26 protein-coding genes and 1 riboswitch are annotated in these 25,074 nt (G+C 71.8%); of the genes, 13 read left to right on the forward strand and 13 right to left on the reverse strand.

The features are described 5' to 3' along the window. The first annotated feature begins 57 nt into the window (after positions 1-57). On the forward strand, positions 58-1,446 hold the full coding sequence (locus OCS65_RS11105) for an NAD(P)/FAD-dependent oxidoreductase (RefSeq protein ID WP_198163405.1): 1,389 nt from the start codon (positions 58-60) through the stop codon (positions 1,444-1,446). Here OCS65_RS11105 and OCS65_RS11110 read toward each other — a convergent pair. Genes OCS65_RS11110 through OCS65_RS11130 form a run of 5 tightly spaced genes read right to left on the reverse strand, consistent with a single transcriptional unit; the run spans position 1,379 to position 4,679 of the window. After that, positions 1,379-2,611, reverse strand: a complete 1,233-nt coding sequence (locus tag OCS65_RS11110; RefSeq protein WP_006939675.1) for a hypothetical protein — start codon at positions 2,609-2,611, stop codon at positions 1,379-1,381. The genes OCS65_RS11105 and OCS65_RS11110 overlap by 68 nt on opposite strands. Positions 2,612-2,671: 60 nt before the next feature. Then, positions 2,672-2,977: a YbaB/EbfC family nucleoid-associated protein gene (locus OCS65_RS11115; protein WP_006939673.1), complete on the reverse strand. Its 306-nt coding sequence runs from the start codon at positions 2,975-2,977 to the stop codon at positions 2,672-2,674. 5 nt (positions 2,978-2,982) lie between these two features. Next, positions 2,983-3,315, reverse strand: a complete 333-nt coding sequence (locus OCS65_RS11120) for a hypothetical protein (protein ID WP_050035492.1) — start codon at positions 3,313-3,315, stop codon at positions 2,983-2,985. Positions 3,316-3,354: 39 nt separating this feature from the next. Further along, positions 3,355-4,338, reverse strand: a complete 984-nt coding sequence (locus OCS65_RS11125) for a C40 family peptidase (protein ID WP_006939668.1) — start codon at positions 4,336-4,338, stop codon at positions 3,355-3,357. After that, positions 4,335-4,679, reverse strand: a complete 345-nt coding sequence (locus tag OCS65_RS11130; RefSeq protein WP_065922371.1) for a hypothetical protein — start codon at positions 4,677-4,679, stop codon at positions 4,335-4,337. Before OCS65_RS11130 ends, OCS65_RS11125 begins: the two co-directional genes overlap by 4 nt. A 171-nt stretch (positions 4,680-4,850) precedes the next feature. Beyond that, positions 4,851-4,918, forward strand: a riboswitch (guanidine-III (ykkC-III) riboswitch). A 10-nt stretch (positions 4,919-4,928) separates the two neighbouring features. Here OCS65_RS11130 and OCS65_RS11135 point away from each other — a divergent pair. Beyond that, positions 4,929-5,243, forward strand: a complete 315-nt coding sequence (locus OCS65_RS11135) for a DMT family transporter (protein WP_006939659.1) — start codon at positions 4,929-4,931, stop codon at positions 5,241-5,243. A 102-nt stretch (positions 5,244-5,345) separates the two neighbouring features. Here OCS65_RS11135 and OCS65_RS11140 read toward each other — a convergent pair whose 3' ends face one another. Genes OCS65_RS11140 through OCS65_RS11160 form a run of 5 tightly spaced genes read right to left on the reverse strand, consistent with a single transcriptional unit; the run spans position 5,346 to position 10,526 of the window. Then, on the reverse strand, positions 5,346-6,902 hold the full coding sequence (locus OCS65_RS11140; protein ID WP_044476116.1) for an MFS transporter: 1,557 nt from the start codon (positions 6,900-6,902) through the stop codon (positions 5,346-5,348). 15 nt (positions 6,903-6,917) lie between these two features. Next, positions 6,918-7,895, reverse strand: coding sequence for a glycine betaine ABC transporter substrate-binding protein (locus OCS65_RS11145; protein WP_006939655.1), 978 nt, complete (start codon positions 7,893-7,895; stop codon positions 6,918-6,920). Next, entirely contained in the window at positions 7,892-8,698 is an 807-nt protein-coding gene (locus OCS65_RS11150) for an ABC transporter permease (protein ID WP_231772671.1), read from the reverse strand. Before OCS65_RS11150 ends, OCS65_RS11145 begins: the two co-directional genes overlap by 4 nt. After that, positions 8,695-9,885 (reverse strand): ABC transporter ATP-binding protein, encoded by a 1,191-nt coding sequence (locus OCS65_RS11155; protein ID WP_029544705.1) that lies wholly within the window; start codon positions 9,883-9,885, stop codon positions 8,695-8,697. The genes OCS65_RS11150 and OCS65_RS11155 overlap by 4 nt, the downstream gene beginning before the upstream one ends. After that, on the reverse strand, positions 9,882-10,526 hold the full coding sequence (locus OCS65_RS11160) for an ABC transporter permease (protein ID WP_029544703.1): 645 nt from the start codon (positions 10,524-10,526) through the stop codon (positions 9,882-9,884). Before OCS65_RS11160 ends, OCS65_RS11155 begins: the two co-directional genes overlap by 4 nt. Before the next feature lie 188 nt (positions 10,527-10,714). On the opposite strand from OCS65_RS11160, the gene upp reads away from it, so the two are divergent. Continuing rightward, positions 10,715-11,338, forward strand: coding sequence for a uracil phosphoribosyltransferase (upp, locus tag OCS65_RS11165; RefSeq protein ID WP_050035488.1), 624 nt, complete (start codon positions 10,715-10,717; stop codon positions 11,336-11,338). 379 nt (positions 11,339-11,717) lie between these two features. Then, entirely contained in the window at positions 11,718-12,413 is a 696-nt protein-coding gene (locus OCS65_RS11170) for an MspA family porin (RefSeq protein ID WP_006939646.1), read from the forward strand. 68 nt (positions 12,414-12,481) lie between these two features. On the opposite strand, the gene OCS65_RS11175 is transcribed toward OCS65_RS11170, so the two are convergent. Together OCS65_RS11175 and OCS65_RS11180 are read right to left on the reverse strand one after the other, a co-directional pair. After that, positions 12,482-13,957, reverse strand: a complete 1,476-nt coding sequence (locus OCS65_RS11175; RefSeq protein WP_006939645.1) for a phospho-sugar mutase — start codon at positions 13,955-13,957, stop codon at positions 12,482-12,484. Beyond that, positions 13,954-14,766 carry a purine-nucleoside phosphorylase gene (locus OCS65_RS11180; RefSeq protein ID WP_006939640.1) on the reverse strand — a complete coding sequence of 271 codons (813 nt, stop codon included), beginning with the start codon at positions 14,764-14,766 and terminating at the stop codon, positions 13,954-13,956. Before OCS65_RS11180 ends, OCS65_RS11175 begins: the two co-directional genes overlap by 4 nt. A gap of 65 nt (positions 14,767-14,831) precedes the next feature. On the opposite strand from OCS65_RS11180, the gene OCS65_RS11185 reads away from it, so the two are divergent. The 6 genes from OCS65_RS11185 (at position 14,832) to OCS65_RS11210 (ending at position 21,573) form a co-directional block, all read left to right on the forward strand. Then, positions 14,832-15,530: an enoyl-CoA hydratase/isomerase family protein gene (locus OCS65_RS11185; RefSeq protein WP_006939639.1), complete on the forward strand. Its 699-nt coding sequence runs from the start codon at positions 14,832-14,834 to the stop codon at positions 15,528-15,530. Positions 15,531-15,564: 34 nt separating this feature from the next. Further along, positions 15,565-16,725 (forward strand): M20 family metallopeptidase, encoded by a 1,161-nt coding sequence (locus OCS65_RS11190; RefSeq protein WP_065923430.1) that lies wholly within the window; start codon positions 15,565-15,567, stop codon positions 16,723-16,725. Next, a complete protein-coding gene (locus OCS65_RS11195; RefSeq protein ID WP_006939637.1) occupies positions 16,722-17,876 on the forward strand; it encodes a M20 family metallopeptidase in 1,155 nt (384 codons plus the stop codon). Before OCS65_RS11190 ends, OCS65_RS11195 begins: the two co-directional genes overlap by 4 nt. 54 nt (positions 17,877-17,930) lie before the next feature. Beyond that, positions 17,931-18,971: an iron ABC transporter substrate-binding protein gene (locus OCS65_RS11200; RefSeq protein WP_006939636.1), complete on the forward strand. Its 1,041-nt coding sequence runs from the start codon at positions 17,931-17,933 to the stop codon at positions 18,969-18,971. A 104-nt stretch (positions 18,972-19,075) separates the two neighbouring features. After that, a complete protein-coding gene (locus OCS65_RS11205) occupies positions 19,076-20,530 on the forward strand; it encodes an ABC transporter permease (protein ID WP_180987003.1) in 1,455 nt (484 codons plus the stop codon). Then, positions 20,527-21,573, forward strand: a complete 1,047-nt coding sequence (locus tag OCS65_RS11210) for an ABC transporter ATP-binding protein (protein WP_263510177.1) — start codon at positions 20,527-20,529, stop codon at positions 21,571-21,573. The genes OCS65_RS11205 and OCS65_RS11210 overlap by 4 nt, the downstream gene beginning before the upstream one ends. On the opposite strand, the gene OCS65_RS11215 is transcribed toward OCS65_RS11210, so the two are convergent. Beyond that, the gene (locus OCS65_RS11215) at positions 21,570-22,040 is read right to left on the reverse strand and encodes a gamma-glutamylcyclotransferase family protein (RefSeq protein ID WP_006939627.1); all 471 of its coding nucleotides are present in this window, start codon (positions 22,038-22,040) and stop codon (positions 21,570-21,572) included. The two genes, OCS65_RS11210 and OCS65_RS11215, sit on opposite strands and share 4 nt — an antisense overlap. Positions 22,041-22,217: 177 nt before the next feature. Here OCS65_RS11215 and OCS65_RS11220 point away from each other — a divergent pair, with 177 nt between their 5' ends. From OCS65_RS11220 to OCS65_RS11230, 3 genes are all read left to right on the forward strand, one after another. Next, on the forward strand, positions 22,218-23,618 hold the full coding sequence (locus tag OCS65_RS11220; RefSeq protein ID WP_006939626.1) for an NAD(P)H-quinone dehydrogenase: 1,401 nt from the start codon (positions 22,218-22,220) through the stop codon (positions 23,616-23,618). A gap of 61 nt (positions 23,619-23,679) precedes the next feature. Beyond that, positions 23,680-24,099, forward strand: coding sequence for a VOC family protein (locus OCS65_RS11225; RefSeq protein WP_029544686.1), 420 nt, complete (start codon positions 23,680-23,682; stop codon positions 24,097-24,099). Continuing rightward, positions 24,096-24,911 carry a MerR family transcriptional regulator gene (locus tag OCS65_RS11230; protein WP_168579828.1) on the forward strand — a complete coding sequence of 272 codons (816 nt, stop codon included), beginning with the start codon at positions 24,096-24,098 and terminating at the stop codon, positions 24,909-24,911. The genes OCS65_RS11225 and OCS65_RS11230 overlap by 4 nt, the downstream gene beginning before the upstream one ends. The last annotated feature ends 163 nt before the right edge of the window (positions 24,912-25,074 follow it).

A 25,074-nucleotide genomic window follows, 5' to 3' on the forward strand; every position in this document is an offset into this window, starting at 1 on the left:
GTGACCGAGCAGATTCCGGACGCATGCTTCTCGCACTCGAACGAGGAGGTGCCGGAAATGGTGACACGTATCGGTGATCGCGCCGTGGTCCTCGGCGCGGGAACGGCCGGTCTGCTCGCCGCGCGGGTGTTGTCGGATGCGTACTCGGACGTGGTGGTGATCGATCACGACAGACTGCCGGACGGTGCCGCGGCACGGCGCTGCGTACCGCAGGGTCGGCACATCCATGTGCTGGTGGCCGGCGGGATGCGCGCGATGGAGGAACTGCTGCCCGGGCTCACCGCCGATCTCGCCGGCGACGGTGCACCGATGGTGGACCAGTGCGGCGACGTGCGCTGGTATCTCGGTGGCCACCGCCTCCGGCAGGCGGAGAGCGACCTGACGGCGGTGAGCGCGAGCCGGCCGAATCTCGAACATCGGGTGCGGTCCCGCGTCGCCGCACGTCCCGGAGTGCGGATCGTCGATCGCTGCGACGCGCTGGGATTGACCGTGAGCCGGGACGGCCGAAAGGTCACCGGCGTGCGCGTGCTCCGCCGGGCGGACGGCAGCGTCGAGGAGGTTCTCGACGCCGATCTCGTCGTCGACGCCACCGGCCGTGGTTCGCGAACCCCGGCGTGGCTCGAGCGGCTCGGATACCACCCGCCCGAGCGGGAGGAGGTGCGCGTCGACCTCACGTACGTCACGCGCACCTACGCCTCCGATCCGGCACTCATGGGTGGCGACCTGGGGATTCTGCTCGCGCCGTCGCCGCCGTACCCGCGCGGTGCCGCCATCCAGACGATCGAGAACGGTCGCTGCCTCGTGACGGCGGTGGGCATGCTCGGGCACCGGCCCCCGTCCTCGCCGGACGGCTGGGTGGACTTCCTGCGGTCCCTGCCCCGCCCGGACGTGTACGACGCGATCCGGGACGCCGAGCCGCTCGACGCGCCCCGGTCGTACCACTTTCCGGCGAGTCGGCGGCAGCGCTACGAACGGTGCCGGCGGCTGCCGGAGGGACTGCTGGTGACCGGCGACGCCGCATGCAGTTTCAACCCGATCTACGCGCAGGGAATGAGCGTCGCGGCGTTCGAAGCCGGGCTGCTCGCCGAACACCTGAAGGGCGGCCGGGAGCCGGACCCGCATCGATGGTTCCGGGATATGGCGAAGGTCGTCGACGTGCCCTGGGACATGGCCACCGGCGGCGACCTCGCCTGGCCGCAGGTCGAGGGCCGGCGCAGCGCGAAAGTGCGCCTGGCCAACCGCTACCTGCCGCTCGTCCACGCCGCCGCCGCGCAGGATCCCGAGGTGGTCCGCGCATTCTTCCGCGTCGCGGCGATGGTGGATCCGCCCGGGACGCTGTTCGCCCCGCCGGTGGTCGGGCGGGTGCTCCGCCGGACGATCAGTGCTTGTGCAGCCGGGTCTCGAACTCCCGCTCGAGAGCCCGCCACGCCTCGGCCTCCGCGGTGAACGGCGCGCTGGGCGCGAGCCGCGTCGGATCCGGCTCGAGCACGTAGTTGACGAACCAGCCCAGCTCCGTCGACCCGGCCAGCGCGGCGTCGGTGCTGTCGTCCTCGGCGTAGTTCGCGGCGTCGGTGAACAGTTCGACCGCCAGATCCAGCTGATCGGCGTCCACCGCCTCCGTACCGTGCTCGATGTCGTCCGCGATCCCGGGCAGCACGTACACGTTCTCGTCCGTCACCTCGACCTCGAGGGAACCGTCCGTCGCCGCGTGCCGGATGTCGTCGTAGGTGCTGAGCGCCGCCAGATCGTGGTCGTGGTGGTCGGCCAGGTAGCGCGCCAGCGCCCGCTCCGTGGGGAACACGAGGATCGTCCCGTCGCGGCCGAGGAACAGCGCGTCGTCGTCGAGGTAGCAGCGCAGGGTGAACCACGTGCCGTCGGAGGCGATGATCTTGACCGGGTCGATTCCGACCGCCGTCCAGAAGCTCGTGTCCTCGTTCTCGTCCCCGTCGACGAACTCGTATTCCTCGTCCTCCGCCTCCTCGGCGGCGTCCTCGGCCTCGACGATGTTCTCCTCGGCCGCGACGAGTTCCGCCTCGGCCTCGGCGACGAGCCCGGCGTCGACCTCGGGGGACGTCACGACGGCGTCGAGCGCGTCGATCACCCCGTCCCAGTCCTCGGCGACGGCGGAGCCGACCCGGTTCCACAGCTCCCCGCCCTCGCGGCCCTCGAACGCCGCGACACCGTGGCTCAGCAGCGCCTCGATCTCCGCCCGTTCGAAGAACTTCGTCACCGACTCGAGCTCGCACACGTCGCCGAGGACGGAGACGATGTCGAACGTGTTCTGCAATTCGGCGACGGACTCCGGGTCCGCGTCGTCCGCCACCAGTTCCGGCACGCCGATCAGGTCGTACGAATGGCTCTCGTCCGGCTCGAACTCCTCCGCGGAGAGTTTCGCGACCACCGGCCAGGCCGGATGCTCGACGAGGTCGTTGTCGGCGCCGGAGCGGACGAACGCGACGAGCTCGGCCACCGCACCGAACGCGTACAGATCGTCACCGTGGCCGAGGAACGCCTCCCATTCGTCGTCGCCCTCGCGCCACCGCGGCGCCCAGAGGGTCACGACGTCGCCGTCGGTGAGACCGAGCTCGATCGGGACGATGTCTCCAGCCATGGTCGCCAAGCCTAGCCATGTCCCGGCCGAAGACATAGCTGGGCGCCGATGAGACGACCGTCACCCGAGTGCACCGCGAAGTTCCCCGAGCAGACGAGCTCGTTCGGCGGCGGCGGCCCGTGCCGCCTCGTGCGTCGTGGCCAGGATCGATGCCGCCACGTCGCGCGCGTGGAGCCCGCTCAGCGCCTCGTCGAGCCACAGCCGGGTCAGGGCGCCGTTGCCGTCCACCTCGGCCCGCACGAGGCCGTCCGGGCTCGTCGCGGCGCCCGACACCACGCCGAGTGCGGCCACGCAATCCTGCAGGGCCCCGAGCCGCGTGCGCACACCGTCCACGATCTCCGTGATCCGCTGATCGCTCGCCGACATCGCGCTCACCACCCGGTCGCCGACGGAGAGCCGGCCGTCCGCGCGTCGTCGCGGCGTGCGCGCTGCACGTCGTCGTGGGTGGGCAGTCCCAGCCGGTTCAGCAGTCCCTCCGGCATTCCCCTGCCCGCCAGCTCCTCTCGGTGCAGCGCGGCGGCCTCGAGTGTCGCGCGACGGCACAGCGACACGATCTGTTCGGCCAGTTGTGCTGCCCCGTAACGTAGTTCGCTCTGATCGATGTGCAGGTCGACGGGCAGGCCCTGTTCGGTGGTGCGCACCGAGACGGTGCCGGACCGGTTCCGGGCGGTCGCCGTCGTGATGGTCGTCTCCGCGGTGTCCATACCCGGTTGGACGCGACGCCGCGCCCCTCGGTTCCCGGCCTAGCCGGTGGGGCCGGTGGGACGGAAGAAGCCCTGGAACCCCATCCCGCTGTTCGTGGTCCGGATCGGCGACAGCTGCACCGGGTCGCCGGCCTCGACCATGAGGCCGTTTCCGACGATCATCGCGACGTGCCCGTCCCACACCGCGAGGTCGCCGGGCTGCACCGCGCTCGCCTCGACGGGGGTGCCGACGTCCTGCTCCTGCGCAAGGCGCGGAATCTGCACCCCGGCCTGCCCGTACGCCCACTGGGTCAGGCCGCTGCAGTCGAGGCCCTGCCCCGGTGCGGTGCCACCCCACACGTAGGGCGTGCCCTGCTGGGAGAGCGCGTGACGCACCGCCTCGGCCGCCGCCCGATTGGGTGCCACGGCAACGCTGCCGTCGGGCAGCCGCACCTCGGTGCCGTTGCCGCCGAAGGCCCGCAGCTCGCCGGCCGGTGAGGCGGCCGGATCGCCGGCCGTCGGTGCTGCCGGTGCGGGCTCCGAGGGCATCAGCTCCGCCATCCTGGTCGTCTGCTCGGCGAGCGACGAGGTGACCCGGGTAAGCACGTCGAGCCCGGCCGCGATGTGCTCGATCGCCGCGACCAGCAACATCATCTGCCCCTGCGGTAGCGCCGCCAGGGGAGCGGAGCGCTCGGCCAGCGTCGTGAACGATTCGATCAGCCGGGCGATTTCGGCTGCACCGGTCAGGACGGTCGTGGTCGCGTCCGCCGCGACGTCGGCGATGGCCGTCCCGCGGTCGGCGGCGGCGACGAGGTCGGCGAGCGCCCGCTCGCCGCTGCGCACGGCCGTCTCCGCCGCGGCCCCCGCCCAGTCCCACGCGAGTTCGCCCAGCGCAGCCCGGCCCACCGAGTGCACGCCGTCGACCAGTTCGGCGCACGACCGCAGCACGGCGGCCGGGTCGGTGCCGACCGCTCCGGCGCCGAACGCCGACAACAGCTCGGCCAGGGGAGCGGTGAGCAGATCCGCCCCCGGCGCCGCGGTCACCGCGGGGCCCCGGCGGCGTTCAGCCGTGCCGCCTGGGCGGCGACGACGCGTTCGTAGGCGGCCGCGGTGGCACCCGCGATGGCGCCCATGGCGTCGAAGGTGTCACCGAGACGGGTCAGTTCCGCTCCGTGGCCGCGGTGGGTGGCCGCGAACGCGGCGAGGAACTCGGCGCCGACCGGGCCGAACACCGTCCCGAGCGGTGCCGGATCGGCCGCGCGTGCGTCGGCGGCGGCGTCGTGCAGCCGCTCGCCCAGGGCCGCGGCGGTGTGCCCGAACGCCGCGATCGTCCCGGGCCGGGCGCGTACCACCTCGTGGTTGCCGTTGCCGGTGCCTGCGTCCATTCGGCCTGCTCCCCTCCGTGGAAACGGATCGTCCTTCCACCGCTTGGACGCAGCGGGCGGCGGCCCGGTTCCCTGCGGCCCCGCGGTACGGACGCCACGGGCGAGCGCGTCCCGCTGTCCCGCCACGCAGAGGGCGAACTTGTTCCCCGTCACGGGGTGTGGGACCGTGGACGCGAGCCTGCCTCACCGGGCTCCCGGACGAGGGGCGCCGTACCCGGTGTGCGACAAGACGGCCCGTCGGAGGCTGTGATGTCGTGGTTGGTTCTGGTGGTGTCCGGGGTGCTGGAGGCGGTGTGGGCCACCGCGTTGGATCGGTCCCGGGGACTCAGCCGGCTCGGCCCGTCGGTGGTGTTCGTCGCGGCGTTGGTCGCGAGCATGGCGGGACTGGCGTATGCCATGCGCCGGCTGCCGGTGGGGACGTCCTACGCGGTGTGGGTGGGGATCGGTGCGGTGCTCACCGTGGCGTTCGCGATGGCCACGGGCGAGGAGGCGGTGTCGGCGTCGAAAGTCGTGTTCCTGGGCATGATCGTCGGGGGCGTGATCGGGCTGAAGCTGGTGCACTGAACCCGTTCCGGAGGGACACCGCAACCGTCGGGGCCGGCCGCGAGGAGCACCGGCCCCGGAACCGGGCGCACGAATCCGCGCACGGCAGTGGCGGATCGGCCGTCACGGCGTGCGCGCGCCGGCGCCGTCGGGTCGTCGCGGCATGAGGAAGAAGACCAGCACCGCGACGACGAGCGGCAGCGCCGAGACGATCAGCATGGTGGTCGCGACGCCCTCGGTGAAGTCGACGCCGAGGGTCAGCCCGTGGGCGAGCTGCACCAGGTTGGGGTCGTACCCGGTGGGGCCGCCGCTGTGGGACATCGTCATCGTGACGGCGTGCTCGGCCTGCTCCGCCTCCTGGACCGAGATGCCGCGAGTTTCGGCGTCCTCGAGCACTTCTCGCCGGTAGAACGCGTCGAGCAGCAGGATGTAGACGGTCGGGCCGAGGGCGTAGCCCATCATTCCGAACGCCGGCTGGACGGCGGCGATCGACCCGGTGTTGCCGGTCTCGGCCTGCGAGAGGATCGTGTCGGCGGTCGCGGTTCCGGCCACGAATCCGCCCAGATTGCTGGTCCACGTCGCCACGACGAGCGCCGCGACCGTCATCGTCGGGGCGACCGTCGCCGCCGTCACGAGGCCGCTCAGCACGATGACCAACAGTCCGGTCACCAGCACCGGGCGCGCGGTGTGCGCGGCGATCATCCGGCCGGCCAGCACGCTCGCCGCGGCGATCACGAGCGTGCCGGGAAGGTACAGCAGTCCGACGGCCTGCGAGGACATGCCCAGCACGTAGTCGCCGAGCTGGCCGAGCACTGTTCCCAGACCGGCCGCGAGCAGGTTCACGGTCAGGACCGCGAGCACCGCGAGGACGAAGGCGCGGCGCCCGAACAGCGACAGGTTCAGGGCCGGCTCCGGCGTCCTGCGTTCGTGCCACACGAACGTCGCGGCGGCGGCGACGCTGACGCTCAGGGGCACCCAGGCGCGCGGTTCGGTGAGCCCGTCGGGCACCGCTCCGATCCCCGCCACCAGGCCGAGCAGCGCCACCCCGAACAGACTCACACCGAGGACGTCGACTCCGCCCGCGGCCCGGCGCGGTGGTTCGTCGACGAACCGGACGATCAGTGTCAGCGCGATCAGCGCAAGCGGCGGGGTGACGAGGAACAGCGATCGCCAGCCGAACGTCTCCACGACCCACCCGCCGACCGCCGGAGTGATGCCGTACAGGACCGTGTCGACGGCCATGAGGACGCCGAGAGCCGTCGACCGCAGTTCGGCCGGAACGGAGGCGGTGACGAGCGCCAGCGACAGTCCCAGCAGCGCGGTCAGCGCCAGGCCGTCCAGGAAGCGCATCAGCAGCAGCACCGGATAGTTCGGCGCCAGCGACGACAGCAACCCGACGGCGATGTTGGCGACGAGGGCCCACACGAGCATGCGCGCGAGCCCGAACCGGTCGCCGAGAGTCCCGACCGCGAGGACGGATGCGGCCACCATGAGGGTGGAGGCGGCGGCGAGCATCCCGATCCGGTCGGCGGGAACGTCGAGACCGCGGCCCACGGTGGACAGATTGAGGGTCAGCATCAGCGGGTCGACGGCCGCGATCGCGTAGGCGATCGCGGGACCGAGAACGGTCAGGAGGATCCGGCCGGTGAGGCGCGGCGCGGCCTCGGCGCGTTCGGCCATCACGCACACCCCGTCCTACTCGATGAAGCCCTTCTCCACGAGCCAGTCGTAGGCCACCTCGGCCGGCTCCCGGCCGTCGACGTCGATCTGCCCGTTCAGCTCGATGAGGGTCTCGTCGGTCAGCTCCCGGGTGACGGGTGCGAACAGGTCGGCGATCTGCGGATTCTCGGTGAGGGTCTCCTCGCGGACGACGACGGCCACGTTGTAGATGGGGAAGAACGTGCGGTCGTCCTCGAGCACCGCGAGATCGAGCGCCTCGATCCGTCCGTCCGTGGTGAACACCTCCCCGAAGTTGCATTCGCCCCGGGCCGTCGCCTCGTAGATCGCCCCGGTGTCCAGGGTCTTGATGTTCTCCCGCGGGACCCCGGAGCCGAGGGGGATCCCGTACGTCTCGAGCATCGGCTGCAGGCCGTCGTTGCGGTTGGCGAACTCGGATTCCACGCAGAAGGTGCGTTCGGCGACCGGGATGTTCGCGATGTCGGAGAGGGAGTCCACGCCGAGGCGCTGGGCGTTGCGGCTGGTGGCCGCGAAGCCGTAGGTGTTGTTCATGGGGGCGGGCGGCAGCCACGCCAGATCGTTCTCGCGCAGGTCCTCGTCGCGCACGGCCTGGTACTGGGCCTGCTCGTCCGGGATGGCCTCCTCGTGTCCGAGGTAGGCGATCCAGGCCGTTCCGGTGTACTCCCACTGGAGGTCGACCTGTCCCTCGAGCTGCGCCTGGCGGGAACTGGCGCTGCCGGGGATGTTGGTCAGATCCGTGACGTCCGCACCGGCCGAGCGCAGGAGGATCACCGCCATCTTCCCGAGCAGGACTCCTTCCGAGAAGTTCTTCGACCCGACCGCGACGCTCGCCCCGTCGAGCCGTTGGACGGACTGCAGGGGACCGGCGAGCTCGCCGGTGGGGACGAAGCCGCCGGCGGTTCCGAGTCCGCAGGCGGTCAGGGTCGCCGCGACGAGCAGGGATCCGACGATGCGGGGCAGCAGGATCCGGGTCACCGGCGCAGCCCCTTCGGTTGCACCGTGAGTTCGAGGACCCGGCCCGCCCAGTCGATGAGCAGGGCGAGCAGCGCCACGAGCAGGGCCCCGCTGACGAGCACCGGATACCGGAAGAGGGTGATGCCGGTGACGATGAGGGAACCGAGGCCGCCGGCGTTGATGAACGTGGCCAAGGTGGCGGTGCCCACGAGCAGGACGAGGGCGGTGCGCACGCCGGTCATGATCACCGGTACGGCGAGCGGCAGTTCGACGCGCAGCAGCACCCCGGCGCCGGACATGCCGATTCCGCGGCCGGCCTCGACGAGCGTGGGGTCGATGCCCTCGATCCCGGTGATCGTGTTCCGCAGCACCGGAAGGACGGCGTACAGGGTCAGGGCGACGACCGCCGTTCCGAATCCGAAGCCGAGCCAGATCGCGAGCAACACGATCAGGCCGATGGCCGGGGCCGCCTGGCCCGCGTTGGCGATCCCCACCGCCACGGGTGCGAGTGCGCGTGACCTCGGCCGGGTCAGGGCGATGCCGAGCGGGACGGCCACCGCCACGACGAGGATCGCCGAGACCACGGTGAGCCCGACGTGTTGCCAGAGCAGGGTCGTGATCGTGGTCCAGTCGAGTTGCCGGGCCTCGATCGAGTCGAGGTCGGCGTTGCCCCGCCACAGTGCCCACGCGGCGAACACCACCGCCACCAGGACGGGGATGACGACGAGCAGCCCCGTGTTCTCACGCCCCGCGCCGGCGTCGCGCGAGCGTGTCTCGGTTCCCGCGGCGCGCGACGGCGCGGCCGGCTCGGCGTCGAGGCTCATATGCGGCTCCCGGTGTCGTCGGCGCCGGGCCCCGCCGAGCGTGGACCGGTGGGGCGGATCCGGTTGGTGACGGACTCGAAGTTCACCAATCCGAGGAATTCGTCGTGCCGGCCGGTCACGATCGCGGCCCCGTGCGCCGAGGTGAGCATCGCGTCGAGCGCATCGTTCAACGTGGCGTGCCGATCGAGCGTGATCACGCCTTGCGGTTCGCCGGCCGGGACGGACTCGGCGCCCTCGAGCTCGTGCACCCACAGCCACGCCACCGGCCGCCGTCGCTGGTCGAGGACCACGACGGTGTCGTCGTCGTTCGCCGCGGCGCGGGAGACAGCTTCGGCGGCGGGGCTTCCCACGGTGGCGGTGGTGCCGTCGACGAGGTCGAGGTCGTCGACCCGGCTGAGGGACAGCTGCTTGAGGGTGGACCCGGCGCCGACGAACTTCTCGACGAACCGGTTCGCCGGTGCCGAGAGGATCACCTCGGGGGTGTCGTACTGGGCGACGTGCGCGCCCTCCTCCATGATCAGGATGCGGTTGCCCAGCTTCACGGCCTCGTCGATGTCGTGGGTGACGCACACGATCGTCTTGCGCAGTTCCTCGTGGATGCGCAGCAGCTCGTCCTGCAGCCGGTGCCGGGTGATCGGATCGACCGCCCCGAACGGCTCGTCCATCAGCACCACGGGCGGGTCGGCGGCCAGGCCCCGCGCGACGCCGACCCGCTGCTGCTGGCCGCCGGAGAGCTCCCGCGGGTACCGGTCGCAGTACTTGCCGGGATCCAGGTTGACCAGTTCGAGCAGCTCCACGACCCGGTCCGCGGTCCGTCGCTTGTCCCAGCCCAGCAGCCGGGGCACGATCGAGATGTTCTGGGCGACCGTCATGTGCGGGAAGAGGCTGCCGCCCTGGATCACGTACCCGATCCGCCGGCGCAGGTCGTCGACGTCCGCGGAACGGACGTCCTCACCCCCGATCAGGATGGTGCCGGAGGTGGGTTCGACGAGCCGGTTGATCATCTTCAGCGACGTGGTCTTGCCGCAACCGGACGGACCGACGAACATCACGATCTCGCCCGCCGGGATGTGCAGGCTCAGTCCGTCGACGGCGGGCCGGGCCTGACCGGGGAAGGTCTTCACCACGTCGACCAGGTCGATGTCGGTGCCGCTGATGCCCCCGGCGGAATGTGCTGGCGTGTTCATCGGGCTCGGATTCCCTTCGAGACGGTGACCTTGCCGATCGCGAGGAGCAGTGCGTCGAGAGCGAGGGCGAGCACGACCACGCCCACCGTGCCCACGAGCGCGGAATTCAGGGCGTTGGCGCCACCGATCTGGGACAGGCCCGTGAAGATGAACGAGCCCAGGCCGGGGCCGAGGACGTAGGCGGCGATGGCGGCGACCCCCATGGACATCTGGGTGGAGACCCGCACCCCGGCGAGGATGACCGGCCAGGCCAGGGGGAGCCGTACGCGGGTGAGGGTGCCGACCTCGCCCATGCCGAGGCCTCGCGCCGACTCGACGAGCGCCCGGTCGACGCCCTGCAGGCCGACGACCGCATTGCGCAGCACGGGCAGCGCCGCGTAGAACGCCACGGCGATGAACGCCGGGGTGACGCCGATTCCGACGAGCGGGATCAGGATGCCGAGCAGGGCGAACGACGGGATCGTCAGACCGATGGCACTGAGCGCGTTCGCCACCGGTTCGAGCCGCGGGACGCGCGTGACGATCACCGCGATCACGACGGCGACGATCGTGGCGAGGAGGACGGCCTGCACGACCAGGCTCACGTGCTGGTAGGCGCTGAAGGCGATCTGCGCCTTCCGCTCGTCGACGAATTCCCACATGCGCACCCGTCCCGTCTCCCCGCACGCCCGACTGTCACGATGGCACACCTGCGGTGGGCTTCGCGCCGAGACGGAGAACCGCGACGGAGAACCCGGCAGGCACGGACCGTCGATCGCCGCCCGAGGGCGGGTGGTCCGCGGCCCCACTCGGCGGCAGGCACACGGTGGCCGCGTTCTATCCTTCCGGCATGGATTCGCTCGTCGTCGACCATCCGCTCGCCGCCGCTCTCCTCACGACCCTGCGTGACGAGCGCAGCGACAACGCCGCCTTCCGGTACGCGCTGCGCCGGCTTACCCAGATGCTGATCTACGAGGCGATCCGGGACGCCCCGGTGGAGCAGTTCGAGGTGCGCACGCCCGTCGCGAGCACGACCGGTGTGCGCCTGCAGCAGCCCCCGCTGCTGGTGCCGGTGCTGCGCGCGGGGCTCGGCATGGTGGAGCAGGCGCACGCGCTGATCCCGCAGGCGCGCGTGGGCTTCGTGGGGTTGGCCCGGGACGAGAAGACGTTCGAGCCGGTGCCGTACCTCGAGTCGCTCCCGGACGACCTGTCCGGCCTGCCGGTCTACGTGCTCGACCCGATGCTCGCCACCGGCGGCTCCATGGTCCACACGATCGAGCTGCTGGTCACGCGCGGAGCAACCGACGTCACCGCGGTGTGCGTGGTCGCGGCCCCGGAGGGGGTGGCGGCGCTCGCCGACTCCGGTCATCCGGTCCGGTTGGTGACCGCGACGATCGACGAGGGACTCAACGAGGACAGGTACATCGTCCCGGGACTCGGGGACGCCGGCGACCGCCAGTTCGGACCTCGCTGAGGCGGCTCGCGGATCCGCTTGCGCCGCACCAGCGATCCGCATCGGCGCCGAGATAGTCTTGTATGTCCTCTTTGTCTGTTGTGTGACAGGATTACAATAGAGTTTCTTTTGGGATCTGGTGCGGGTCGGCTCCGCGGCATTGCGCGCCTCGCCGGCATCCGGCCCGGAACCCGCGAAACCGCAGGACAGGAAGAGATTCCGGTTGCGGTGCCGGACGTGAGGGGGTCCGGTCCGGAGCGGCGGTGTGTCCGGCCGATTCCGTCTCGTTTCGGCGAAGATGATCAACTCGCCTTCCGGACGGGGCTTCTGTGGTTACGCTCGCCGAGATCGGTTGGTTCGTCCACTGCCCTCGACCGTCCACGAAAATGAGGTCCGCTCGATGATCAACACCTTCTCCGGCAACAGGTTTCGACAGTGCGCCCGGGCCACCGCACTCGGTGCGGCCGCAGTGCTGGGCATGGTGGTGGGGTCCGGCAGTGCCGGAGCCGCTGTCGACAATGCCCGGACGCTGCCCCTCGGCAACAACAACGCCATCGAAGTGCTCCAGGCCGACACGTCGATCCAGTCCTATCCGCCGCTCGACAGCTCGCCCGTCAGCTTCGAGTTCTTCCACGACGAGGTCGTATCGGTCAACATCACCGGGCCGGACGCGGATTCCTTCCAGGACACCAAACTGACCATCGGATACCAGATCGGCTATCCCGTCGCCCTCAACGGTGCCATCGTGCACATCAACACCCCCAGCCTCGACTGGGAGGTTGGCAACGAGTTCGGCATCGGCGTCGAGCTCGCCCCCGAGTTCGCGCTCGGGCTCGACGCGAGCACCGGCGCGACGATCGGCGGTTCGATCATCCCCTCCCAGGAGATCGAGGTCGATCTTGCGCCCGGCGGCATCACCGACGTGGCATTCGTCCAGGACATGGAGTTCGACGGCAGGGCGGCGACCGTCCGGCTCGCGGGAGTCCACGGCTCGGTCTCGGGAGCGCTCGGCCCGGTCACGATCCGCCCGTACGCCAGGGCTGTCACCTCGAACAACGACACCGTCATCACATACGGGGTGCCGCACCGCCTTTGAGAATCGTCGTCGCTCCGGTGCCGGCTGTGACCGCGACACGCGGGCACCGCCGGCACCGACGTGCGTGGTTACCCGTCGCTCAGCGCGGATGCCCACGCGCGCAACGCCCGTAGGCGCGCCGTCGCGCCGCCGCGGTCACCGTCCGGGGCGACCGCCTCGAGATAGCACTTGAGCTTCGGCTCGGTGCCCGAGGGCCGCACCACGACCCGCACCGACGCCCCCTCGAGTACCACCGCGTCCGTGCGCAGCGGGCCGGCCGCCGTCGCGAGGTCGGTGGCCGTGACCGGCTCCCCGGCGAGTTCGGCCGGCAGCGCGGACCGCAGCCGGCTCATGATCGCCCCGATCCGCGCGAGGTCGGTCACCCGGATCGAGACCTGATCGCCGAGATGCAGCCCGAATTCGCGGTACAGAGCGTCGAGAGCGTCGACGAGCGTGCGCCGCCGGGTCTTCAGCTCCGCGGCGTAGTCCGCGACGACGATCGCCGTGGCGATGCCGTCCTTGTCGCGCACCGCATCCGGGTCGACGCAGTGTCCGAGGGCCTCTTCGTACGCGTACACCAGCCCGTCGCCCGCGCGGGCGAGCCACTTGAAGCCCGTGAGGGTCTGCGCGTAGCGGGCGCCCCGCGCGGCGGCGAGCTTGCCGAGCAGGGACGAGGAGACGATCGTCGTCGCCACCAGTGCACCGCGCGGGGCCCCCGCGAGAATCCGGTCGCCCAGCAGCACCCCGGTCTCGTCGCCACGCAGCATCCGCCAGCCGTCGGGCGTGGGGACGCCCACGGCACACCGGTCGGCATCGGGATCGAGGGCGACGGCGATGTCGGCGCCGACCTCGGCAGCGAGCGCGAGCAGGGCGTCGGCGGACCCCGGCTCCTCCGGGTTGGGGAACTCGACGGTGGGAAAGCGCGGGTCGGGCGCGAACTGTGCGTCGACGACGTGCACGTCGCCGAAGCCGGCCGCGCGCAGGGCTGCCACCGCGGTCTCCCCGCCGACGCCGTGCAGCGGCGTCAGCGCGACGCGGAGTTCCCGCGCCGCGGAGCGCGGCAGCGACGCGACGCGCGCGAGATACCGTGCCACCAGTTCGTCCCCCGCGGGTGCGACGGTGACGCGCGGCACCGACGACGCGTCGCCGACGGCGTCGATCGCCGCCTCGATCTCCCGGTCGTCCGGCTCGACCAGTTGTGCGCCGCCGCGGGTGTAGACCTTGTAGCCGTTGTCCGTGGCCGGGTTGTGCGACGCGGTGATCTGCACACCCGCGACCGCGTCGAGCGTCCGCACGGCGTACGCCGTCACCGGGGTCGGGAGCGGGCGCGGCAACGCCACGACGTCGAAACCGGCGGCCGCGAGAACCTCTGTGGCGGCGGCGAAGAACTCGGCCGATCCGGTGCGCGCGTCGCGGCCGACGACCACGGTGCCGCCGCCGGAGCCGCGCGCGTCGAGCCAGCGGGCCAGGCCCGCGGTGGTGCGGACGACCACGTCCTCGTTCATGCAGTCCGGGCCGTCGCCGACGGGGCCGCGCAGCCCGGCGGTGCCGAAGCGCAGGGTCACAGCCGGCCCGCCAGCTCACGCAGCAGGTCGCCCATGCGGGTGGCGGCGGCCCGTCCCGCCGCAAGGACCTCGTGGTGGTCGAGGTGCTCGCCGGTGATCCCCGCCGCGGCGTTGGTGACCAGGGAGATGCCGAGGACCCGGGCGCCGGCGGCACGCGCGGCGATGGTCTCGTGGACGGTGGACATGCCCACCAGGTCCGCGCCGAGTGTGCGCAACATGCGGATCTCGGCGGGGGTCTCGTAGTGCGGGCCGGGCAGGCCGGCGTACACGCCCTCGCCGAGGGTGGGGTCGATCTCGCGGGCGAGGGCGCGCAACCTCGGGCAGTAGGCGTCGACGAGGTCGACGAACTGGGCGCCGACGAGCGGCGAGCGTCCGGTGAGGTTGAGGTGGTCCGAGATCAGGACCGGCTGACCGACCGCGTGATCGGGCCGGATGCCGCCGGCGGCGTTGGTGAGCACGACGGTGCGCGCGCCGGCGGCGACGGCGGTGCGCACCGGATGCACGACGCGGCTCAGGTCGTGCCCTTCGTAGGCGTGGGTGCGGCCCGCGAGGAGCAGCACCGGGGTCTCGCCGACCCGCACCGAATGCACGGTGCCCGAATGTCCTTCGGCGGTGGGCGGGGCGAATCCCGGCAGTTCGCTCATCGGAACGTCGGCGACCGCCGTGCCGAAGCGCTCCACCGCGGCGCGCCAGCCGGAGCCGAGCACCACCGCGACGGAGTGCTCGGGCACGCCGGTGCGCTCGGCGAGTGCCGCGGCGGCGCGGGCGGCCTCGGCAGGGGGGTCGGCGATGGCGTCGGGTGCTCCCATGTCGGTCGACCCTAGCGCCAACCGTGTTGTTACTCACCGGTAGGTTCTGGCGCTATCCTCTCCGCATGCCATACCTCGAACGCGACGGCGACGTCTTCGTCCTCCACCTCGGCGACCGCTCCGGCGGCGACACCGAGAACCGCTTCCACCCCGACTGGCTCTCCGCCGTCCACGCGCTGCTCGACGAGGTCGTCGCGCACGACGGCCCCGCGGCGCTCGTCACCGCGGCCACCGGGAAGTTCTGGAGCAACGGCCTCGACACCGACTGGATCTTCGGGAACCTCCCCGGGCTGCCGGGTTACCTCGATTCCGTCCACGAGTTGTACGGGCGGATCCTCACCTTCCCCGCGGCCACCGTCGCGGCGGTGCAGGGCCATGCGTTCGGTGCCGGTGCGATGCTCGCGCTGACCCACGACTTCCGCGTGATGCGGGCCGACCGCGGCTTCTGGTGCCTGCCCGAGGTGTCGCTGAACATGCCGTTCACCGTGGGGATGTCCGCACTGCTGCGCGAGCGGCTGCCGATCCAGGCCGCGGTCGAGGCGACCACGACCGGCCGCCGGTTCGGCGGTGGTGACGCCCTCGCGGCGGGCATCGTCGATCGCGCCGTCGACGGCGACACCGTGCTGGCCGCCGCCGTCGAGCGGGCCGCCGCCCTGACCGGCACCCGGGGCGCCAACCTGGCGGGCATCAAGCGCGGTCTGCACGCGCCGCTGATCGCGGCGCTCGAGACGAAGACGGACGAGTCGAACTTCCGCCTCGGGTGAGGTGCCCTCGTTCCGCCCGTGCCAGACTGAGCGGGTGACGAGCGATGCGGACAGGGCGATCGAGGCTGCGTCGGACGGCCTGATCGCCCTGTCGCATTCGATCCACGCCGAGCCGGAACTGGCCTTCGACGAACACCGCAGCGCCGCGAAGATCGTCGAACTGCTGCGCGGCGGCGGATTCGAGGTCCGCACCGGGATCGCCGATCTGCCCACCGCGTTCGACGCCCGGTTCGGCAGCGGGGAACTCGTCGTCGGCATCTGCGCCGAATACGACGCCCTGCCCGGAATCGGGCACGCGTGCGGGCACAACATCATCGCCGCCGCCGCCGCCGGCGCGGGCCTGGGTCTCGCCGCGGTCGCCGACGCCCTCGGCATCACCGTCCGCGTCATCGGCACGCCCGCCGAGGAGACCGGCGGCGGCAAGGTGCTCATGCTCGAGCGCGGTGTGTTCGCCGACGTCGGCATGGCCCTGATGGTGCACCCGGGCCCGTTCGACATCACCGGGGCGACGTCGCTGGCCCTCGCCGACATCGCCGTCACCTACACCGGTCGCGAGGCGCACGCCTCCGCCGCCCCCGAATACGGCCGCAACGCCGCCGACGCCGCGACCGTCGCGCAGGTCGCCGTCGGCCTGCTGCGTCAGCATCTGCTGCCCGGCCAGCAGATCCACGGCATCGTCAGCGACGGCGGCACCGCCCCGAACATCGTGCCCGCGCACACCGAACTGCTGTACTACCTGCGGGCGACGACCGCGGACTCCCTCGCCGACCTGTCCGAGCGCGCCGGGAACTGCTTCGCCGCGGGGGCTCTCGCCGCCGGCTGCACGCACGAGATCCGCACCGTGTCGCCGACCTATACCGAACTGACTCCCGACCCGTGGCTGGTCCGGGCTTATCGTGAGGAGATCATCGGTCTCGGGCGCACGCCGCTGCCCGTCGAGGAGGAAGGATCGCGCCCGCTGGGCAGCACGGACATGGGAAACGTGACGAACGTGGTGCCGGGTATCCACCCGGTGATCGGTCTCGACTCGGGTGGGGCGGTGACCCACCAGGCGGCGTTCGCCGCCGCGTGCGTCACCGCCTCGGCGGACCTCGCCGTCCTCGACGGCGCCCGCGCGCTCGCCGCGACGGCGGCCCGGGCGGCGACCGATCCCACGCAGCGTGCACGGCTGCTCGAGAACGTGGCGCGCCGATGAACCCGTACATCGAGAAGTGGCTGGGCGAGCACACCGACGACCTGTCGGCGTGGCGCCGGCACATCCACGCCAATCCCGAACTGGCCCGTCAGGAGTACGCCACCACCGAGTTCGTCGGGAGCACGCTCGCCGCCGCCGGGCTCGAGCCGAAGGTGCTGCCGCGCGGCACGGGCCTGATCTGCGATCTCGGCCCCGAGGGCCCGCGGATCGCCCTGCGTGCCGACATGGACGCGTTGCCCATGCAGGAGCTGACGGGCCTGCCGTTCGCCTCCACCGTGCCGGGCGTGACACACGCCTGCGGGCACGACGCCCACACCACCGTCCTGCTCGGCACGGCGCTGGCGCTGCACTCGGTGCCCGAGCTGCCGGTGGGTGTGCGGCTGATCTTCCAGCCGGCCGAAGAGGTGATGCCCGGCGGCGCGCTCGACGTGGTCGCCGCGGGCGCGCTCGAGGGGGTGGCCCGGATCTTCGCGTTGCACTGCGATCCGCGGCTCGAGGCGGGCCGGGTCGGGGTGCGGGTCGGGGCGATCACCTCGGCCGCCGACACGGTCGAACTGGTCCTCGACTCGCCGGGCGGGCACACCTCCCGCCCGCACCTGACGGGCGATCTGGTGTACGGGCTCGGCACCGTGATCACCGGGCTGCCGGGCATGCTCAGCCGGCGCATCGACCCGCGCACGAGCACGGTGATGGTGTGGGGCGCGGTGACGGCGGGCAAGGCCGCGAATGCGATTCCCCGCACCGGCATGCTGACCGGCACCGTCCGCACCGGCGACCACGAGACCTGGGAGCTGCTCGAGCCGATGGTGCGCGAGATCGTGCACGGTCTGCTCGCGCCGACCGGCCTGAGCTACGAGCTGGACTACCGGCGCGGTGTGCCGCCCGTCGTCAACGACGAGGTGTCGGCCCGGATGGTCGAGGACGCGGTGCGCGCGATCGACCCGGACGCGCTGGCGGACACCCCGCAGTCCGGGGGTGGGGAGGACTTCTCCTGGTACCTCGAGCAGGTTCCGGGGGCGATGGCCCGGCTGGGTGTGTGGCGGGGGACCGGGCCGAAGCTCGACATCCACCAGCCCGACTTCGATCTCGACGAGCGGGCCCTGGCCGTCGGCGTACGGGTGATGACGAACCTGGTCCTGGGATCAGGTTAGGCTTGCACAACCTGTACGTTGCCTGTGAGTCGTCGCTCACGCCAGGAGGTCCGGATGCATTTTCGACGCAGAGCTGTCGCCGTACTGTCGGCCGGGGTCGTCGCCGCCGTGTTGGCCGCGTGCGGCAGCGACTCGGGATCGGGTGAGTCCGAGGGCGGCTCCACCGGTGCGCTCACCCTGTACTCCGGGCGCAGCGAGAACCTGGTCGGGCCGCTGATCGACCAGCTCGAGGGCACCCTCGGCTTCGAGGTCGACGTCGTCTACGGCAGCACCCCCGAGATCACCGGAAAGCTGGTCGAGGAGGGCGGCTCCTCGCCGGCCGACGTGGTGTTCACCCAGGACGCCGGTGCGCTCGGCCTGCTGGACCAGGCGGGGCTGCTCGAGACGCTGCCGGCGTCGGTGACCGAGCTGGTTCCCGCCGACTACCGCGCCGCCGACGGCACCTGGGTGGCGACCTCCGCGCGCGCCCGCGTGCTCGTCTACAACGACGAGAAGGTGCAGCCGCAGGATCTGCCCACCGGCATCGACGGCCTGCTGGACCCGAAGTGGAAGGGCCAGATCGGCTTCGCCCCGACCAACGCGTCGTTCCAGGCGTTCGTCACCGGGCTGCGCGTCGCGCGCGGCGAGGACGGGGCCCGCGCCTGGCTCGAGGCCTTCAAGGCCAACGAGCCGGTGGCCTTCGAGGGCAACGGCCCGCTGATGGAGGGTGTGGACACCGGCCAGGTCACCCTCGGCCTGACCAACCACTACTACTGGTACGGCCTCGCGGACGAGCGCGGTGCCGAGAACCTGAACGTGCAGGTCTACTACTTCCAGGCCGGTGATCCGGGCGCGCTGGTGAACATCGCCGGGGCCGGCGTGCTGAAGACCACGGACCAGAAGGAGCAGGCGGAGCAGTTCGTCGCCGCGCTGCTCTCGCCCGAGGCCCAGGCCTACTTCGCCGACGAGACGGCCGAGTACCCGGTCGTCGAGGGCGTCGAGACCAAGGACCAGCTGCGTCCGCTGTCGGAGATCGGCAACTCCGACATCGAACTCGCCGAACTCGCCTCGCTCGAGCAGACCCAGGCGTTGCTGCAGGAGCTGGGATTCATCTGATCCAGCTCGCCGCTCTCCGTCCCACCCGGCGCAGCCGGCCCGTTCTCACGCTGGCTGCGCTGGGTGTCTCGGTGTTCGCGCTCGCCCCGGTGGCACACCTGGTCATGCGTGCGTTCGCAGACGGCCCCGACCGCGTGTGGTCGCTGGTGTTCCGGCAGCGCACCCTCGATCTGGTGTGGCGCAGCGGCATTCTCGCGCTCACCGTCACCGTCGCCTGCCTCGTGATCGGCGTCACCGCCGCGTGGCTCACGGCACGCACCGACCTGCCCGGCCGGCGGTGGTTCGCCCTGGCGCTGAGCGTTCCGCTCGCCATCCCGTCGTACGTGTCCGGCTTCGTCTACATCGCCCAGTTCCCCGGCCTCGCGGGTTTCGCGGGGGCCGCGCTGGTCCTCACCGCGGCGAGCTTCCCGTACGTGTACCTGCCGGTGTCCGCCGCGCTGGCCTCGGTCGATCCGGGACTCGAGGAGGTGGCCCGCACCCTCGGCCGGTCCCGGCTGCGCACCACGCTCACCGTGACCCTGCGTCAGGTGTGGCCGACCGCGGCGGCCGGCGGCCTGCTGGTGGCGCTGTACACCCTCAGCGACTTCGGCGCCGTCGCGCTGATGCGGTACGAGGCCTTCACCCTCGCCATCTACGGCAGCTACCGGGGGCTGCTCGACCGCACCCCGGCCGCGGTGTTCGGCTTGGTGCTCGTCGTTCTCGCCGTCGCGCTGACGGTCTCCGAGCGCCGGGTGCGCCGCGGGGCCACCGCGCGCGTCGGTTCCGGCGCCCCACGAGCCGTCGCGGCCGTGCCGCTGGGCGGGCAGCGGTGGACGGCCCTGACGTTCCTCGCCGTCGTGCTGGTGGTGAGCGTCGGCGTGCCGCTGGCCGGACTTGCGCGCTGGCTGTGGTTCTCGCAGCAGGCGGCGATCGACTGGGCGGGGATCTGGACGGCGACGACGTACACGCTGTGGGTGGCGGCCCTGGGGGCGTTGCTGACGACGGCGCTGGCCCTGCCGGTGGGCACCCTGGCGGCGCGTTCGACCTCGCCGGTGGCGCGGTTCACCGAGAGCGCCTCCTACGTCGGGTTCGCGCTGCCCGGCATCACCGTGGGTCTGGCTCTGGTCTTCTTCGGTATCCGGCTGCTGCCGCAGTGGTACCAGCACACCCCGATGCTCGTGATCGGCTACGCGGTGTTGTTCCTGCCGCTCGCCGTCGGGTCGATCCGCGCGGCCGTCGCCTCGATCCCGCTCGGCCTCGAGGACGCGTCCGCGACCCTCGGCAGCGGACGGCTGCGGACCGGCGTCCGGGTGATGATCCCGCTGGCCGCGCCCGGTGTCGTGGCGGGCGCGGCGCTGGCGTTCCTCACCATCGCGAAGGAACTGCCCGCGACGTTGTTGCTCGTGCCGATCGGGGAGGACACCCTGGCGTCACGGATGTGGAAGTACACCGAGACCCTCGAATACGGTTCGGCGGCCCCGTACGCCGCGATCCTGGTGCTCATCGCCGCGCTGCCGTCGCTGGTGCTGGGCCGACTGTTGCGGGGCCGGGTCGATGCGGAAAGTGGCGGTGAGGAATGAGCGGGCTCTCCATCGAGGGCGTATGCGCCCGGTACGGGCGGACCGAGGTCGTCAGCGACGTCTCGCTGACGGTGGAGCGAGGCGCGTTGCTGGCCGTACTCGGGCCCTCGGGCGGGGGCAAGACCACGCTGCTGCGCGTCGTCGCGGGTCTGCACCCGGCGAGCGCGGGGCGCGTCGTCGCGGACGGACGCGACCTCACGGCTCTGCCGCCGGAGCGCCGGGGGGTGGGGCTGGTGCCGCAGGAGGGTGCGCTCTTCCCGCATCTGAGCGTGGCGCGCAACGTCGGCTACGGGCTGGTGCAGCCGACGTGGCGATCGATGGTGCGGCAGAAGTCCGTCCGGCACCGCCGCGTGGCGGAACTGCTCGACCTCGTCGGCCTGGCCGGCACCGGTCAGCGCAAGCCGTCGCAGCTGTCCGGCGGCCAGCAGCAGCGCATCGCGCTGGCGCGGGCGCTGGCCCCGAACCCGTCCGTCGTACTGCTCGACGAGCCGTTCAGCGCCCTCGACGCCGGGCTGCGGGCCAGCCTGCGCACCGAGGTCCGCACCCTGCTGCGGGACCAGGAGGTCGCCTCCGTGCTGGTCACCCACGACCAGGCCGAGGCCCTGGCCATCGCGGACACGGTCGCGGTGATGCTCGGCGGGCGTGTCGCCCAGGTGGGCACCCCGGAGGAGGTCTACCGGTGGCCCGCGACGCTCGAGGTGGGCGCATTCGTGGGGGATTCGGTCGTGCTCGACGCCGATGCGGACGGCGACCGCGCGCACACGGTGATCGGTGCGGTCCCGCTCGCCGCCCCGGCCCACGGCAAGGGTCACGTGCTCGTGCGCCCGGAACAGGTGCAGGTCGCCGCGGCCGACGAGCCGTCGAAGTTCACCGTGCTCGACATCGCCTTCGGCGGGGCACTGACGGAGGTGCGGGTGACCGGCGCCGGGCAGACGATCCGGGCGCAGCGGGCCGCGTCGCACGACGTGCAGGCCGGGGATCCGGTGACGCTGCGGGTCGGCGTCCCCGTGCCGTTCTACCCGGACCGGCCGGCCGGGGACTAGAAGCTGTCGGGCCGGCCCGGCCCGACGTTGCGGCTGTTGCGGGTGCGCAGGTCGCGCACGTAGTCGGCGGGGGCTCCCGCGATCTCGGCGGCGTCGGCCATCACGCCCAGGTAGCGGGCCGACGGCAGGCCGCCCTCGTACGCGTCGAGGACGTACAGCCAGGCGAGCACGGGACCGTCGTCGGTGTCCACGCGCAGCCGGATCTTGCGGTGGATGCCGAGTTCGGAGCCCTCCCACCGGTCGAGGCTGCGTTCGTCCTCGTCGGGTACGTCGTACAGCACCACGAACACCTTCGAGTCGGGATCCTCGACGACGGTGGCGAGCGCACCCTCCCAGCCGATGTCGCCGCCGCTGAACGTCAGCCGCCAGCCGTGGAGCCAGCCGGTTCCGGCCATCGGCGAATGCGGGCAGCGCTGCAGCATCTGCTCGGGATGCATGTTGGAGCCGTAGGCGGCGTAGATCGGCACGGGGTACAGGCTAATGGCTGACCGTCCGGCGCAGGACACGGGGCGCTGGCCGCTGCGTGGCCGAGTCCGCGTGCGCAGGACGGGGCCGGTGGCATAGCGTGTCTGCGGACGTTCGGCAACCCCGGCGCCCGCACACCCGGACCGAGGACCATCTCGGAATCGATACAGAGGAGAACAATGACCCGGATCGTGATCATCGGCGGCGGCCCTGCGGGCTACGAGGCGGCGCTGGTGGCGGCTCAGTACGGCGCGACCGTGTCACTGATCGATTCGGACGGGGTCGGCGGTGCCTGCGTGCTCTTCGACTGCGTGCCGTCCAAGACGTTCATCGCGTCCACCGGCATCCGCACCGACATGCGCCGAGCCGCCGACCTCGGCGTCCAGCTCGAAAGCTCCGGGGTGGCGCTGCCCGAGGTCAACGCCCGGGTCAAGAGCCTCGCCCGCGCGCAGTCCGCGGACATCCGCACCAAGCTCGAGGCGGCCGGCGTGCAGTTGCTCAGCGGCCGCGGCGAGCTCATCGACAGCCAGGTCGGGATGGCGGCGCACCAGGTGCGCGCCAACCTCTTCACGGGCGAGGAGCGGATCCTCGACGCCGACGTCGTGCTCATCGCGACCGGCGCGAGCCCGCGGGTGCTGCCCGGCGCGGAGCCGGACGGCGACCGCATCCTCAACTGGCGTCAGCTCTACGACCTCGACGCGCTGCCCGAGCACCTCGTGGTCGTCGGTTCCGGTGTCACCGGCGCCGAATTCGTCTCCGCCTACACGGAGGTCGGTGTCCAGGTGACGCTGGTCTCGAGCCGCGACCGGGTGCTGCCGCACGAGGACGAGGACGCCGCCCTCGTGCTCGAGGACGCCTTCGCCGAGCGGGGCGTGAACCTGGTCAAGCACGCCCGTGCCGACGCCGTCGAGCGCACCGCGAACGGGATCCGGGTCAAGCTGGCCGACGGGCGCATCGTCGAGGGCAGCCATGCCCTGATGACGGTCGGCTCGGTGCCGAACACCTCCGACCTCGGGCTCGAGAAGGTCGGCCTGCAACTCGACCGGGGCGGTTACCTCCAGGTCGACCGGGTCTCGCGCACGTCCGTCTCGGGTATCTACGCCGCCGGCGACTGCACCGGGCTGCTGCCGCTGGCGTCGGTGGCCGCGATGCAGGGCCGCATCGCGATGTACCACGCCCTCGGCGAGGGGGTGAGCCCGATCCGGCTCAAGACCGTCGCCTCGGCGGTGTTCACGCGGCCCGAGATCGCCACGGTCGGCGTCAGCCAGGCCGCGATCGACAACGGCGAGGTGCCGGCCCGCACCGTGATGCTGCCGCTGCACACCAATCCCCGTGCGAAGATGTCGGGGCTGCGCCGCGGCTTCGTGAAGATCTTCTGCCGTCCCGCCACCGGCGTCGTGATCGGTGGCGTGGTGGTCGCCCCCACCGCCTCGGAGCTGATCCTGCCCATCGCGATCGCGGTGCAGAACAATCTCAGCGTCGACGATCTCGCCCACACCTTCTCGGTGTACCCGTCGCTGACCGGGTCGATCACCGAGGCGGCGCGCCAGCTGATGCGGCACGACGACCACCTGGACTGAGCGGGATGACCGGCGTCGACGTTCTTGACTCTCTCGCTGGGGGAGGGTCGACGGTGGACGCATGCGAACGAACAGCATCTTCCCCGTGGTCCCCGCTCACGACGTCGCCCGCAGCCGCGACTTCTATGCCGGGCTGCTCGGTCTGCGTGTGGTTTTCGACAGCGGCTGGTATGCGCAGCTGCAGGCGGCGACCGACGAGACCGTGCAGCTCGGTCTCGTGGCACGCGGCCACGAGACGATTCCCCGAGCCCACCTCTCCGCTCCCGCCGGCGTGCTGATCTCGGTGGAGGTCGACGACGTGGACGCCGTGTATGCGCGCGCCGGCGACCTCGCACTCCCGGTCGCGTTGGAACTGCGCGACGAGGACTTCGGGCAGCGGCACTTCATGACCGTCGATCCCGACGGCCTGCTCGTCGACGTCATCACGGTGATCCCGTACGCGCCGGAGGTTGCCGGAAGCGGGGCGGTGGTGACCGGGTGAGCCCGGCCGACGGATGGCTGAGCATCGGCGAGTTCGCGCGGATGTCCCGGCTGAGCGTCAGGACGCTGCGCCACTACGACCGCGAACGGCTGCTCGCTCCAGGCCGGGTCGATCCGCGTACCGGATACCGGTACTACTCGCGCGAGCAGCTCGCCTCGGCTCTGCGCATCGCGGTATTGCGCAGAGCCGAGGTATCCGTCCCCGCGATCCGTCTCCTCCTGCAGGACCCCGGACACACCGAGGTCGTCCTCGCCGCGGAGCGGGAGCGGATCGAGCGCGAGGCCGCCCGTAAGCACCGGGCGCTCGCCCTCGTCGCCTCCCTCGCCGAGGCCGAAGCCGGCGGCCTCGCCGTGCGCCGGCACTGGATCGAGGATCGAACGGTCTTGTGGCGCAATGGGGAATCGACCGCCGAATCTCTGGATTCGAATGTGACGAACCTCGTGACGGCGCTGCTGGCCGACGCGTCGAGCGCCGGGCTGCCCACCGACGCGCCGGTGGTGGGGCAGTACCCGGCCACCCTCGACGGCGTGGTGCAGTTCGGCGTCGGTCTCGAGTTGCGGTCCCCGCTCGGACGTGCGGAAACTGCCACGACGACGCTGCCGGGCGGGACTTTCGCGGGCGTGGACTTCGTCGGTCCGGTCGCGCTGCTGCCGGTCGCCTACCACGCACTGTTCGGGTGGCTCGACGAGCGCGGTCTCGCGGCCGAGGGGCCGTTCCGGGAGTATTACCTCACCGACCCGCGTGACGTCGCTGCCGATGCGATGCGTACGCGGGTGCTGCACCCCCTGCCGGGTGAGCACGTTCCGGGATGAGGGTTCCCCGAGGCCGGCGCGCCGCGGCTCCCGCGCCGGCTTCGCCCCACCGGATCAGTGTTCCATAGTGCGGGATCAGCATTCCACGCTATGGGCAGGTGGTGCTACGGTGGGGCGAGGACCGGATCCGGTCCGTCATCGACAGCCTCGCGCCGACCGCGGA

The organism is Rhodococcus aetherivorans, assembly GCF_025722975.1.
GTDB classification, from domain to species: Bacteria; Actinomycetota; Actinomycetes; order Mycobacteriales; family Mycobacteriaceae; genus Rhodococcus; species Rhodococcus aetherivorans.